This window comes from Ignavibacteria bacterium, assembly GCA_041649015.1.
In the GTDB taxonomy this organism is placed as follows: Bacteria; Bacteroidota; Ignavibacteria; order Tepidaquicellales; family Tepidaquicellaceae; genus CAIKZJ01.
Map to the genome: position 1 here is coordinate 74461 of JBAZNU010000006.1, position 14054 is coordinate 88514.

The 14054-nt window shown below is 35.0% G+C and carries 13 protein-coding genes and 1 pseudogene; 2 read left to right on the forward strand and 12 right to left on the reverse strand.

The features are described 5' to 3' along the window. Window positions 1-3: 3 nt before the first annotated feature. From WC644_10615 to WC644_10660, 10 genes are all read right to left on the reverse strand, one after another. Window positions 4-1527, reverse strand: a complete 1524-nt coding sequence (locus WC644_10615) for a T9SS type A sorting domain-containing protein (GenBank protein MFA5012390.1) — start codon at window positions 1525-1527, stop codon at window positions 4-6. Window positions 1528-2257: 730 nt separating this feature from the next. Then, window positions 2258-2695 carry a pyridoxamine 5'-phosphate oxidase family protein gene (locus WC644_10620; GenBank protein ID MFA5012391.1) on the reverse strand — a complete coding sequence of 146 codons (438 nt, stop codon included), beginning with the start codon at window positions 2693-2695 and terminating at the stop codon, window positions 2258-2260. 248 nt (window positions 2696-2943) lie between these two features. Then, a complete protein-coding gene (locus WC644_10625; protein MFA5012392.1) occupies window positions 2944-3714 on the reverse strand; it encodes a class I SAM-dependent methyltransferase in 771 nt (256 codons plus the stop codon). Window positions 3715-3851: 137 nt separating this feature from the next. Beyond that, entirely contained in the window at window positions 3852-4262 is a 411-nt protein-coding gene (locus tag WC644_10630) for a putative quinol monooxygenase (GenBank protein ID MFA5012393.1), read from the reverse strand. A 39-nt stretch (window positions 4263-4301) separates the two neighbouring features. Then, window positions 4302-4697: a VOC family protein gene (locus WC644_10635; GenBank protein ID MFA5012394.1), complete on the reverse strand. Its 396-nt coding sequence runs from the start codon at window positions 4695-4697 to the stop codon at window positions 4302-4304. 23 nt (window positions 4698-4720) lie between these two features. Then, a complete protein-coding gene (locus WC644_10640) occupies window positions 4721-5440 on the reverse strand; it encodes a Bax inhibitor-1/YccA family protein (GenBank protein MFA5012395.1) in 720 nt (239 codons plus the stop codon). A gap of 181 nt (window positions 5441-5621) precedes the next feature. Continuing rightward, the gene (gene guaB, locus WC644_10645) at window positions 5622-7088 is read right to left on the reverse strand and encodes an IMP dehydrogenase (protein MFA5012396.1); all 1467 of its coding nucleotides are present in this window, start codon (window positions 7086-7088) and stop codon (window positions 5622-5624) included. A gap of 64 nt (window positions 7089-7152) precedes the next feature. Beyond that, on the reverse strand, window positions 7153-7722 hold the full coding sequence (locus WC644_10650) for a thermonuclease family protein (protein MFA5012397.1): 570 nt from the start codon (window positions 7720-7722) through the stop codon (window positions 7153-7155). A 1-nt stretch (window position 7723) separates the two neighbouring features. Further along, window positions 7724-9028 (reverse strand): thymidine phosphorylase, encoded by a 1305-nt coding sequence (locus tag WC644_10655; GenBank protein MFA5012398.1) that lies wholly within the window; start codon window positions 9026-9028, stop codon window positions 7724-7726. Between the two features lie 215 nt (window positions 9029-9243). Further along, entirely contained in the window at window positions 9244-9627 is a 384-nt protein-coding gene (locus WC644_10660) for a response regulator (GenBank protein ID MFA5012399.1), read from the reverse strand. Window positions 9628-10270: 643 nt separating this feature from the next. Here WC644_10660 and WC644_10665 point away from each other — a divergent pair. Both WC644_10665 and WC644_10670 read left to right on the forward strand, forming a co-directional pair. After that, window positions 10271-10621: pseudogene (locus WC644_10665) on the forward strand (DUF4372 domain-containing protein). Window positions 10622-10835: 214 nt separating this feature from the next. Continuing rightward, the gene (locus WC644_10670) at window positions 10836-11141 is read left to right on the forward strand and encodes a transposase (protein MFA5012400.1); all 306 of its coding nucleotides are present in this window, start codon (window positions 10836-10838) and stop codon (window positions 11139-11141) included. 196 nt (window positions 11142-11337) lie between these two features. Here WC644_10670 and WC644_10675 read toward each other — a convergent pair whose 3' ends face one another. Together WC644_10675 and WC644_10680 are read right to left on the reverse strand one after the other, a co-directional pair. Continuing rightward, on the reverse strand, window positions 11338-11919 hold the full coding sequence (locus WC644_10675) for an indolepyruvate oxidoreductase subunit beta (GenBank protein MFA5012401.1): 582 nt from the start codon (window positions 11917-11919) through the stop codon (window positions 11338-11340). A 420-nt stretch (window positions 11920-12339) separates the two neighbouring features. Beyond that, entirely contained in the window at window positions 12340-13950 is a 1611-nt protein-coding gene (locus tag WC644_10680; protein ID MFA5012402.1) for a thiamine pyrophosphate-dependent enzyme, read from the reverse strand. Window positions 13951-14054: the final 104 nt, after the last annotated feature.

The window sequence follows — 14054 nt, forward strand, 5'->3', positions numbered from 1 at the left end:
TTCTCATTTAATTAGCGTCATACGTTTCGTCTCAGTAAAATCATTTGTCTGCAATCTGTAATAATAAACTCCGCTCGGAAATTCCGATGCATTCCAGTCAACTGAATAAGTACCGGGCTGAAGTGCTTCATTCACGAGTGTCTCCACTTCGCGTCCCATAACGTCATATATTTTCAAAACCACCCGCCGCAACGGATCATTCCCGTATGCTTTTATAGGGAATCCACTCGCAACATCAAACCTAATTACTGTTCTCGGATTAATCGGATTCGGATAATTTTGTTTGAGGGAATAACCTTTAGGGATCTCACTCCCTATTTTTATTATTTTACCAGGTGAAAATGTTGTGCCAATAGCATAAAGCATAGAATAGTTTGCTGAATCTTTGTTGTAAACCGTCCACACTCTTAGAAAGAAATTCGGGATGAATACACCATTCCCATAAGATATCACTGAAGATTTTGACGAATCTCCGATTGGAACAATGTGGAACGGATTGGAGAATCCTGTTCCCGATGAAAACAATATTTTAGAGCTGTCGTTTGTTTTTTTAATAACGGTATTATAAACAGCCCATGCATCTGTAATTAGAGGATAACAAAAAGAAGAGTAATTATAATATTGCGATGTCTGAGAAACAGAGATTAATGACTGAAGAAAACGCCAGCCGCTGCTATAAGTCCAGTAAGTTTGAAAAATTCCCCATTTTCCTGAACGATTAGATTCAAAAGAAAAACTTTCTGAATTTTCAAATGAACTCATCGTTTTCACATTTTGGTTATTCCCCATATAGGCAAGCGTGTCTGGATTTGACCAGCTATATGGATACCCGCCTGAGACTCTGTAATATATCGCAAAGTTGCCGTCAGGTTTTTGTTTTTCATAACATACATAACATTTACCCTCTTGATAATCGCTCTTTGTTAGTATAGGATTTCTACAAACCGATGTATCTGTTGATGTTAAATTTTCCTCATAAATAGTCTGCCTTAATTCTGCATTAAATCTCTTGAAAATAATATCGTTTTCCTTTTGATAGGCAATACCAAATAATGGCAAAGTAGTATTATCGATATAAATTATACAAGGTTTACTTTTATTCCCGCTGCTTGTATCCACAGGAAACGGCAGAGACCACACACCCTGCAAATATGCAGAACCATATATATCCCACTTCCCATTATTGTACTTTTGCCAAACCACCATTGCTTTTGTTAACTCGTAGAAATTGTATGCTATTGACGGATTTTTATTTATGGTTCCATTTGGTGTCAAATATATTACTGAATCAAGCGGTGAATTCTCTCCCATTTTCAATACACATATATGGCTCGTATTCACAAATGACCAGCGTTCAAACGTAAGGAACTCAAAATAGTTGATGCCGTAATTACATATAAGTTTTGTTGCGAACGAAGGATTTTTATCTATAAAACCGTTTGTAATCCGTGATTCAAAAAAGACTTGACCGCTAATCTGAAATGTGAAGAATAAGATATAAAAACATAATGATAAACACTTTTTCATATGTTTTTGCCTCCTTTAATTTTTAATAATTTCCTTTTACTAACTTTTTCTGTATCATTAGTTTTGCTCACTCTTTTCCAAATAATTTTGGTATCAAAGTACAAAAGTCAAATAGCAATTTTTATGTCAATGAAAAACATATTAAAAGAAAATCTACGAAAGGAAAACTTCTTTATAAACTTAAATGCGGTGTGCTTTTGGAACATATACAAAATCTTAATTCTCTGTTTATACATTCCTCTTATTCCTCTTTTCTAACTTATTAATTTATTTAAGCAATGTCAATAAAATAATTTGTAGGGGAAAAGTTCAATAAAATAAAGATAATACAAAAAGAAAAGCAGCTTATTCTTTTAAAAGTATTTTATTGGATGTTTCTAAAATAATTTCAAGATTGGTAATCAACTATGTACAAAAATAATTTTATACTTCAAATTATGAATTAAGTACTAATATATGAAATGTACAAACCATCATTTTTTGGTATTATATAAAATTAAAACATGCAAAAAGAAATTTCCAATTTGTTCAGAAAAGTAAAAAACAAATAGCAGTCTCTTGAATTTTAGTTTTATATATGATTTATTGGAATGTACAATCGTAGGTCAGATGCAGCACATGGTAGTATCAAAAAGTTATTCTCTATAAAGAAGAACAAAGGAAGCAGATTTTATTTCTTTGGGGTTATAAATTTTCTTGACTTTCCCGACCATGTTTCGACATCCATTCTTTATATCTCTGTTCTGTTAAATGATTTTTCAGCGTATATCATACCGACTTTTTTATCTTCCGGTGAATATTTATCGAGCATCATTTCTAAAGCCCGCATCCGTTCCTCTTCGGGCAGGTTTCTGAATATTTTACCTTCAAGGATAATGCTTTCATATTCAGATGTTAACTTTTTCGAAATAACATTTGTCTCACCAATGATACAGTAAGTTACAGAATTATTTAAATCTATAATATTAAGTTTTTTCCCTTCTGTTGCACAATGAAAATACAGAGAATCTTTCCCATCCCAGACATGATTAACAGGAACAGCATAAATACCCTCCTCATCGGAATACATTGACAGGACGCCATATTCGCTTACTTTTAAAAGCTTGATTGCTGACATTTCGTCAAGCAGTCTGTCCTGTCTTCTGACTTTTTCGTTGGAATATATCATAAAAATATGTTTTTAATGAATCAATATATTAATATCAAAAATAACATCATAAATTTTTGAACTATTGGGTTTAAGATAATACATATATTTTGCTTCTGCAATATATATTAGTGTGATAACGGTTATCTATAAATATTTATATTTAGAAAATTGATAATGGAATATAAACTCAATATCTATCTTTCGGATGGTTACGTCGAGTCAGTCTTTATCAAGTGATCGCTTTACACTGCTTAAGTATATGGTTTTCAGATTGTTTCAATCACAAAAGCTGCACATGTAATCTTGTTTGTATAGACATCAATCTGAGCTTCCTGCATTGCAATAAAATCCGTAAATAACTTCTTTTTTTCAGGATGTTTTTCGAGAAGTTCCAGAGATCTCTTCTTCACTTTCTCATGCATGTTGTTGTTTATATCGGAGATTTCTTCTTTTATAGCAGTTACAGTCTCAACCAGACGCATAGCACATGAATTAATTTGTTTGATAAGATCCTTGTGTTTTAAAACAAGCGGATTACAGAAATCACTATCATCTTCTATATAAGCATCGTCTATAATGATAATACCTCCGCTCACTAAGTACGTCCTTAATGTAGTAAGAGTATTTTGGTAATCCCCAAAAACAGGACCAATCGAACCGAGAATAATAACATCATAAGCAGGAAGCCCTGAAATGCATTCTCTGATATCGCCGGCTTCAAATGAACAAAGTTCTTTAACTTTATACTCAATTGCTTTTTGCCGGGCGAAAAGAATGAAGTCTTCGATAGCATCGATACCATGACATCGGCATTTGAACCTTTCCGCAGTTTTTATAGAAACTGCACCTTTGCCGCATCCTAAATCGAGTATTTTTAAATTCTCGTGCTTGTTAAAATTCTTGTTTATCAGCATGATTATTGTTTCAGGGTCGGAGCCCAATTCCCATAAATCCTGCACAATATAAGACAAGTAAGGAAACAGTTCTTTATCAGAACCATCCATCGCCATTACAACACTTTCTTCCAGTGACTGCATTTGATTTTTAGATTCTCATTTCGCTAATTATCATGATATTGTATTATTGAAATACTATAACTTAATGTTTCATGGGTGTAGCTATCAATTTCGATTGACTAATAAGGAACTTATTTTGAGGTATTCTATATTTATATTTATTTAGCGTTAAATACTTTTTCAATTTTCCATTGTGAGATTTCCGGCGGACCTGCAAGAAAAGCTCTTGAATCTTCCATAAACTTCTGCAAATGCTCTGTTTTCATGTGCGCACCATTATAGTATGATTCATTACTCCATTCTTCATAAAGCAAAATATTCGAATCATCTTTAGGGTCAACATGAAGTGTAATATTTACAAAGTCAGGTTCGGTTTTTACGGCTTCAATTAATTTCGTCAAACCTTCAACTGCTTCTTTACTTTTTGACAGCTGAGACTTGTATTTAACGAGTACTATCAAGTTTTTACTAATATCTTTATTGATGGTTTCCTGATTTGTGTTTCGGCAAGAAACCAAAAGGAATGCCATTAATGGTAAAATAATTATTAAAAATTTATTTATTTTCATTTTAATGATTTTAGATTGTTATTAGTCTTCACTCTTCCTTTAAAGCTTACTTGCAAATGCTATAATATGACCGTCCGCGTCAGAGAAGTAGCATACTTTGTCACCCCAGTCTCTATCAGCAATTGGGCTTATTAATTTTGCTCCGCTTTTTAATGCATTGTCATACTCCAATTGAATATCGTCCACATATAAATAAAGTTCACACCTGGGGATACCATTCCCGTTGTCAGGATGAGGTGTTTTATCCGATAATATCTTTGCAATTCCTTTGTTCGGCATTAACCCAAGTTTGAAATTATCCGACAGATTAAATTCTACCATACCTGGAACATTTAGGTCTGCTTTTTTGCGAAAAATATTTTGATAAAACCTCCAACTCGCTTCTTGATCGTTTACATAAAGTATTGTCTCAATAAGTTTAATGTGTTTTATCATTAGTTATAGTATAATGATAACAATTAGTCTTTTCTTCCGCCCATTATCCTAAGCAAGAAAAGGAAGAGGTTTATAAAATCAAGATAGAGCATCAGTGCACCAAATATCGAAGCTTTCTTTCCGTCTTCGCTCCTTGAATCCAGAAACATACCCATGTTTTTGATTTTCTGTGTATCCCAAGCAGTCAGTCCGACAAAAACAAGCACTCCCGCATAAGAAGTCAGCCAATAAATTGCAGAGCTGCCAATGAAAATATTTACAACGGATGCGATTATTATACCTATCAGACCCATCATAAGAAAACCTCCGAATCGCGAAAGGTCAATCTTTGTAATGTATCCAAATACGCTCGTTCCCGCAAACATAGCCGCACACGTGAAGAACGTAAGGAATATCGAGCTTTCTGTGTAAACGAGAAAAAGTGTTGAAAACGTAACACCCGTCAGCAATGAATATACAAAGAATAGTCCGACAGCAACGAATGAATTTATCTTATTCATCAGAAAAGACATTCCAAGCACTACTGCAAACTGAACAATTATTATTCCCCAAAATAGCATCGGGTTTGCGAGAATAACATTCACAAGTGATGAACGGCCAATTCCAAATGCCGCAAGAGCAGTAAGTCCGAGTCCGAGAGTCATCCAGTTATAAACTGAAAGCATAAATCTGCGTACCATTTCATTGGTCTGTTCCTCGGTAACGGGTCTTGTCTGTACGTATTGATTATTAAAATTATCCATGTTTTGTTTTATTTTAATGTTTATATTGCAAACAAAAATTCTGAAGTATTAGTTTTAAAAACAAGATTCTGTAGGGTAAGATTTCAATATCAGAATCACTATTACACTATTATTGCTTTCAAAATATAAAGATTTTACCACCAAAACACAAAATCACAAATAAAACAAAGACGCTAAACTTTTACCCCTTTGTTCCGTAGTTTGGCGCTTCTTTTGTTATCTTGACATCATGGGGGTGACTTTCTCTCAAGCCGGAATTAGTAATTCTCATGAACTTTGTCTTTGCTCTCATCGAATTTATGTCTTTTGCACCGCAGTAGCCCATCGCAGCACGCAGTCCTCCGATAATCTGATAAATAGTATCTTTTAAAGGACCTTTATATGGGACTATTCCTTCAATACCTTCAGGAACAAGTTTTTTAATGTCGTCTTCCATGTCCTGAAAATACCTGTCCTTCGAGCCTTCTTTCATTGCTTCTATCGAACCCATTCCTCTGTAAACTTTAAAACTTCTACCTTCATAAAGAACTTTTTCTCCGGGAGTTTCATCTGTCCCGGCTAGCATACCGCCAATCATAACAGAACTTGCACCTGCTGCGATAGCTTTTGGAACGTCGCCTGTCTGTTTAATTCCGCCGTCTGCAATGACTGGTATTCTATACTTAGCTGCTGCTTTGGAGCATTCAAGTACTGCACTAAGCTGGGGAACACCGACACCTGCTATAACTCTTGTTGTGCAGATTGAACCCGCACCTATACCTACTTTAATCCCGTCAGCACCTGCATTTATTAAATCTACCGTTGCTTCTGCTGTGGCAACATTTCCTGCTATGATTTCAACATCAAACTTCTTCTTTAATTTTCTGACTGTTTCAAGAACACCTCTCGAATGACCGTGTGCTGTATCTACAACTATTACATCGACACTTGATTTTACAAGTTCAGTAACTCTGTGCATCGTATCTCCTGCTATACCGACAGCTGCTCCGACACGGAGTCTGCCGAACTCATCTTTGCATGCATTTGGGAAACTCTTCCGTTTCTGTATATCCTTGAAGGTAATAAGTCCTTTCAGGATACCATTTTTATCGACCACTGGAAGCTTTTCAATCCTATGATTTTGCAGAATTAACTCTGCTTTTGTAAGGTCAGTTCCCATCGGCGCTGTTATTAGGTTTTCTTTTGTCATAACATTCTTAATCAGCATTCCCCTGTCAGGATGAAACCTTAAATCTCTGTTAGTCAAGATCCCGATTAGCTTCCCGGCTTTATCAATTATAGGTATTCCCGAGATACTAAACTTCTCCATAACCGTTAATGCATCTCCGATTGTTTCATTTGCCGTAAGCGTAACAGGTTCTCTAATCATACCGCTTTCACTTCTTTTCACTTTATCAACTTCTTCTGCCTGTCTTGAGAATGACATATTTTTATGAATAATCCCTATTCCGCCTTCTCGGGCAATAGCAACAGCAAGCTCTGATTCGGTAACTGTATCCATAGCTGCTGATAGTAAGGGAATATTAAGAGTAATCTTCTTTGTAAGTTTAGACCTAAGTTTTACGTCACGCGGTAGAACTTCAGACTTTGCAGGGACGAGCAAAACGTCGTCAAATGTTATAGCAGTTTCGAGTATTTTTGTTTTCATATATTATTAAAATTAATTTTTCGTTAATACAAAAAACCCGCAATCTTCTTGCGGGCAGCGAATCTTAGTTCAGTTGTTTCAGTCCGTCAACGGGTCCCCAAAGCCCCCTGTTATTCTCGCGGGCTTCCCTCTGAAGCTTTCTGAATTCATCAATTTTAGAAATTTCATATTTTTCGAAAACCTGAGCATAGCCGTCTTTAATAATCTTTGCGTTAATACAAGTCCCGTCTTCAAGATAAACATACCTTAGCAATCTACCGTATTTATCCTTGTCGTCGTTTTTTGGGTCTCTCTCGAGCCTCACTCGTTTCCCCTCGGCAATACCCTTTACGTAGTCGCTTGCGAGTTTTCCGAGCTTCTTAATGGTATTAATATCCTGACCACTCGATTCGGCATCCCTCTCAAGTTTTTCAGAATCATACACTTCAGGAGTATCAATTCCAAGAAGCCGAATCCTGCTTTTATCACTGAGTTCGAAGGTATCACCGTCAACAACTTTAACGACTATGTAATATTTAATATCTTCAGTACTCTCATTATCAGTAAACGACCTGTAAATAAAGTAACCAGAAATTAGGACAATAAATCCTAAAGTAATGAATGTTGATATTATTTTACCGGTCAGTTTAAACATGCTAATATATTATATCCATGATTAAGTTCTTCTTAAAAGTATTCACTTCATTTATTTCAATTGATTTGTCAATAAGTACAATTGAATTCTCAAACCTTTCTTCATCTTCTGCATACATTACACAAATAGTATCGCCCTTTTTAACTTTGTCTCCGCATTTCTTCTCAAGAATAATACCAGATAAAAAATCAATCCTGTCATCGGCTTTCTTCCTCCCGCCTCCGAGTTCAACATTAGCAAGACCAAAACCATAAGCATCGAGTTTATTAATGTATCCAGACTTTTCAGCTGTAATCTTTCTTGAGTATTTTGCTCTCTTTAAGTTATTATAATCTTCTATATATTCAACACTCCCATTATGTTCTCTCACCATATCCAGAAACTTATAATAAACCTTCCCGCCTGCCAAAAGCTCATCAGCAATTTTTTCACCTTCATCTATACTATTCGCTTTACCGCCAAGAAAAATCATAGCACCTGCAAGTACATTATTAACCTTAATGAGGTCAGGAACCGGTTTCCCTTTCATTACTTCAATACACTCTTCAACTTCAAGCCAGTTTCCAATTTTATAACCCAGAGGTTCATGCATATCAGTCAGCACTGCAATTGCTTTCTTTCCAAACTTCTTTGATACCGAAACAAGTTTCATTGCAAGTTCTCTGGATTCATCTTCATTTTGAAGATTCGCACCGCTTCCCATCTTAACGTCAAAGACAAACGCCTCAGCACCTTCAGCAAGTTTCTTGCTTAATATGCTTGAGGTAATAAGAGGTATGCTGTCAACTGTTGCAGTTACATCCCTAATAGCATAAAACTTTTTATCAGCTGGTGCCACATTTTCAGTCTGTCCAATCATAACACAGCCAATCTTAGCGAGCGTTTCTATATACTGCTGAATATTTTTATTAATATTAAATCCTTCTATTGATTCAAGCTTATCGAGAGTTCCTCCTGTATGACCGAGTCCCCTGCCGGATATCATCGGTACATATATTCCAAGCATTGCGATCTGCGGAGATAGTATTAAAGACGTTTTATCTCCTACCCCTCCTGTCGAATGTTTGTCAACTTTTGCACCATTTATAAAAGAAAGATCTATGATTTCGCCGCTGTTGAGCATTAATTCTGTTAGGTGTAGCGTCTCTTCATCGTTCATGCCATTGAAATGTACAGCCATTAGAAATGCAGAAACCTGGTAATCCGTAATTTTTCCTTCAAGATGTTTGTTGATGAAGAATTTAATCTCCTCTTTGGTAAGTTTTCCGCCGTTGCGTTTTTTCTTGATGATTTCGACTGCATTCATTAAACAAATTATGAAAAACGAGACTTTTAAAAAAGTCTATTGTATTTTTGAAATGAAGGAAGGAAGTTTTTGTTTAGGATTGAATTAAACTTTCACGAGGGTTACCATGACTTTCACGAAGGTTTTAAAATAGGCAAAGATGACAATTAAGGGGAATAGGGGCTTAATTCATTCAATTCTTTGCCTATTATTATTAGGGAGAAAAACAATTCTTTTTATACAGTACTTTCGTTTAAAACATTTTTTGGCAGTGCTTCAGTTATCATTTCATTCAGACAGTGAATATCTATTGGTTTCTGAACATAACCGTATGAACATTTATCAATTAATTTATTCTCTTTATAATCAAATGATGATATTAATATAATCGGTATATTAAATTTAAGACCTTTTATTATAAAAGCAAACTCAACCCCATTCAGTCCAGGCATTCTTATATCCGAGATAATTAAATCAGGACTTAAATTCTTGACTATTTCGAGTCCTGTAATTCCGTTTCTTGCTTTCAACACATTGTATCCCAATTCTTCAAAATATGTAGAAAGTGATTCAAGTGTTGATTCATCATCATCTATCAGTAATATTTTTTGCTTTTCCACGTTTCTCTTATTTTTATAGAGATTTATTCAATTACAAACCCGAGTACAAGCATTCCCACAATCAACGTTATTATTAATAAAAAACTAATATCATATCTTGAAAAATTTACTGAGTTTGTAGCGTTTTGAGTTTTCACTGTAATTACTTTATTCCTGATTTTATTCGACTGAATGAATCTACTTATCACTCTCAAATTATATGCCAAAAATTATTGATGATTTTAATCATTAAATGACATTTTTACACAATAAAAATAAACGAATTATCTCATTTTGAGAAATTTCGTTTCAATATGAGAATTAAAGCCTGATTTTTAAAATATAGTGGAACAATTAATCCTGATCCATCTAATGATAGAAATGAGGTTTTAAATCACTACTGTCCCGATTAATTTTTTGTACGGGCTGTAATCAATAATAAAATATATTAGTTATGAGCAAATACCGCAAAATCGATTTGAATTTAAAAATCCTAATAATTTTTATTTTGAGGTTTTATTCACAAAATTTATATATGAACACTAGCAAAACTGTAATTTCGCAAATAGTGGATTATTTCCCAAAATCATATTATGACAAACTAGTGATTCAATACAAAGGAAATCATCGTTCAAGAACATTTTCCTCATAAGATCAATTTCTTTATCTTATATTTGCTCAATTGACATACATAGAAAGTCTCCGAGATATTGAAGCTTGCTTAAATTCTAATTCGGAAAAGTTATACCACATGGGAATCAACGGACATATATCAAGAAGTAATTTAGCCAGCGCAAATGAAAACCATGATTGGAGAATATATGAAAATTTTTCCCATCATATAATTAAAAACACTTTAAACATATTACACATTGATGAACATATTTATAAAGAACTTAATAACGCACTATATGCTTTAGACTCCACAACAATTGATTTGTGTTTAACTTTATCTCCGTGGACTCAGCACAGAAAGAATAAATCATCCACTAAGCTTCACACCTTACTTGATTAAAGAACATCTCTGCCTCAATTTATTAACATTACCTCCGGAGCAGTTCACGATGTAAACATTTTAGATCTAATTAAGTTTGAACCAATGGCAATATATATAATGGATAGAGCTTATATTGATTTTAAGATGTTGAACCGCCTAAACGACCATAATGCTTTTTTCATAAACAGAACAAAACACAATTTAGTTTTTAAGAGACTTTATTCAAACAAAGTTGACAAGAACGAGAATATACTTTTTTTATCAGGTAATAAAATTAACGGGTACAGTAACTTCCACACTATACAAAGATAATTTAAGAAGAACAAAATTCTATGATGAAGAAAACGACAGAGCATTTATTTTCCTGTCAAATAACCATGCTTTACCTGCATTAACAATTGCAAAATTATATAAGGAAAGATGGATGATAGAATTATTTTTTAAATGGATAAAACAACATCTTAGGATAAATGCATTTATGGTCAAAGCGAAAATGAAATCAAAACTCAAATTTGGTCTGCAATATCAGTGCATGTGACCATAATAGCAATAAAGAAAACTCTTAAACTGAATGGAGAAATCTACACAATTCCTCAGATTTTAAACGTGAACAATTTTAGTAAAGTTCTGTTAAAAGTGCTACCTAAAAATTCGAATATTATAAACAATAACTACTTTACTACTAAACAACTGTTTTTATTTGACTTTTAACGGGACAGAAGTAATTTTACTTATTAATTTATTTTATCCGCAACATCACGGCCTGCTTTTAAAGCTTTCAAATTTACGTTTACTACATCATCACCTTTTCGCCCGAATACAAACTTGATAGCTTCTTGAAGCTTTTCATAAGCGATATCAATGAACGGAGATGCGGCACCAAGAATTACCATGTTTGCTGATTTCAGCGACCCTGATTCACGCGCTATTTTGTCCGCATCGAGAGATATTTGGTTTCGATGAGTTTCAAGTTCTTTTATTACATTCTCTATCGGAGGATAATTCTTTATGTTCACAAATGGTTTTGCATTTGTAATTATCCAACCATCTTTTGACAGGTAAGGGAGATACCTCAAAGATTCCATTGGCTCAACGGAAATAATCATATCTGCTTTTCCGAACGGTATAAGGTCGGAAAATATCTCCTTGCTCGATAACCTAAGATGAGATTGCACGTCGCCGCCTCTCTGACTCATCCCGTGCACTTCTGCCTGCTTAACGTACAAACCAAGGTTTACAGCGGCTACACCGATTATAGATGCTATAGAGAGTATTCCCTGTCCGCCTACACCCGCTAAAATAATATCTTTCTTCATTTGATGAACCTTTCGTTCTTCACCACTAAGGCACTAAGTGCACTTAGGAGAAGATTATTCTTTTATTAATTTTGAGAACTCTTCAGTAACAAAAGGAACCATATCTTTGGTAATATTGACACTATTAAAATTTATGAGTAATCCTTTGTGTTTATTTAACAATTTCAAATAAGTTAACAATTGTACTTTGTGCTATTATCTGTAAAAAGGTTCTAATAAAAACAAACTTTTTACAAAAATTAAAACGCCTTTTATCAATACTTTTTCACTGGATCAAATAATTTTCTATGTTTTCTTTTCGACCTTTGCTCTAATCTGCGATCCTTGCGGTTAGAATCTCTATCATTTGTTATCGCTATCTTGTTTGTAGCCATAGGTTAAGCCGTAACCGTAGTGCCTTAGTGGTTCAAGCTTTTTAACCTACTTTGGCTTGTCTCCACCTGTTTTTTCTTTCTTATGCTTGCCTATCGTCTGTATGCATTCCCTTCTTGGAATAATCACCGATACTCCTTCATATTCCAGTTCTTTCTCAATTACTTTCATATTTTGTTCGTGATATCTCTTCATAGGATTAAGAATATGTATATGATCTTCCTCAACGCCAAGTCCCTTGCAAATTTCCTCTATATGTCCCGAAGCTGATGACACCTGTCCTCCCGTCATTCCCGTCGTTGCATTATCAAGAATAAATACGGTAACCGGTGTATTGTCGTTTACACAATCCAGTAAGCCCGTCATTCCGCTGTGCGTAAACGTCGAGTCGCCTATTACAGCAACTGCGGGTCTTAAACCGGCATCCGATGCACCTTTTGCCATTGTTATTGATGCTCCCATATCAACGCAAGAATTAATTGAATTATAAGGAGGTAATGCACCTAAAGTATAACATCCTATGTCTGCAAAAACCCTTCCCGGTGTATACTCCTCGAGAACTGCATTCAAATCAAGATATGAATCTATATGAGGACAACCTGCACATAATGAGGGCGGTCTTGGAGATACGAGTGCAGGTATATCATTCCCGACTGTATCCGTAAGCCCGAGTGCTCTTGCAACAATGTTCGGATTAAGTTCGCCGTCCCGAGGTATTTCGCCGCTTATTCTACCCTTTATCTTAAGTGAATTATCAAGAAATCCCCTTAGCATTTCTTCTATCATCGGAAATCCATCTTCAAGTATCAGAAGTTCTTTACATTCTTTAGCAATCTTGTTAACAAGAATGTAAGGTAATGGATATTGTGAAATTTTAAGTACCGGATAAGGACAATCACCATCATAGTTTTCCATCAGATAGTTATACCCAATTCCACTTGCGATTACTCCCAGACTCTTGTCTTTACCGTCAAAGTATCTGTTATTACCGCTAGTTTCTGATTCATTCACAAAATGTTTCTGATTCTCCAGTAATACTTTGTATTGCTTCCTCGCATTTGCCGGCAGCAGTACAAATTGAACCGGGTTCTTAGGAATATTAATTTTATTCTGTTCTCTCTTCTCTTTTAAAGCCACTCCCGCCCTCGAATGTGCAAGTCTCGTCGTTATCCTGACCATTACCGGAATCTTGTATTTTTCCGACATTTCAAAACCGTAATGAACCAAATCGTATGCCTCCTGCTGATTCGCAGGCTCCAGCACGGGTATCAAAGCGAATTTTGCTAAAGCCCTTGAGTCCTGCTCATTCTGTGAGGAATGCATCGACGGGTCATCCGCAGACACTACAATCATTCCGCCGTTAGCACCTGTAATAGCTGAATTTACAAAGGGATCGGCAGCTACATTCAAACCAACATGTTTCATGCAAACCATCGAACGTTTTCCCGCATAACTCATCCCAAGTGCTGCCTCCATCGCAGTTTTTTCATTTGCCGACCAGGCTGAACGAATTCCCTTCGCTTTAGCATCTTTTGATTGCTGAATGTATTCTGTAATTTCAGTTGAGGGCGTCCCCGGATAAGCATATATTCCGCTGATGCCCGCATCAATAGCAGCTTGCGCTATCGCTTCATCTCCTAATAGAACCTTTTTCTGCATATGTAATATAATTTATTTTTGGTGTTAAAACAATTGAGGTATTGTACTTATGTAAATTAGTAAATCAACAATAGAATTGTAAGTTAAAATTAAATCACCTGTAC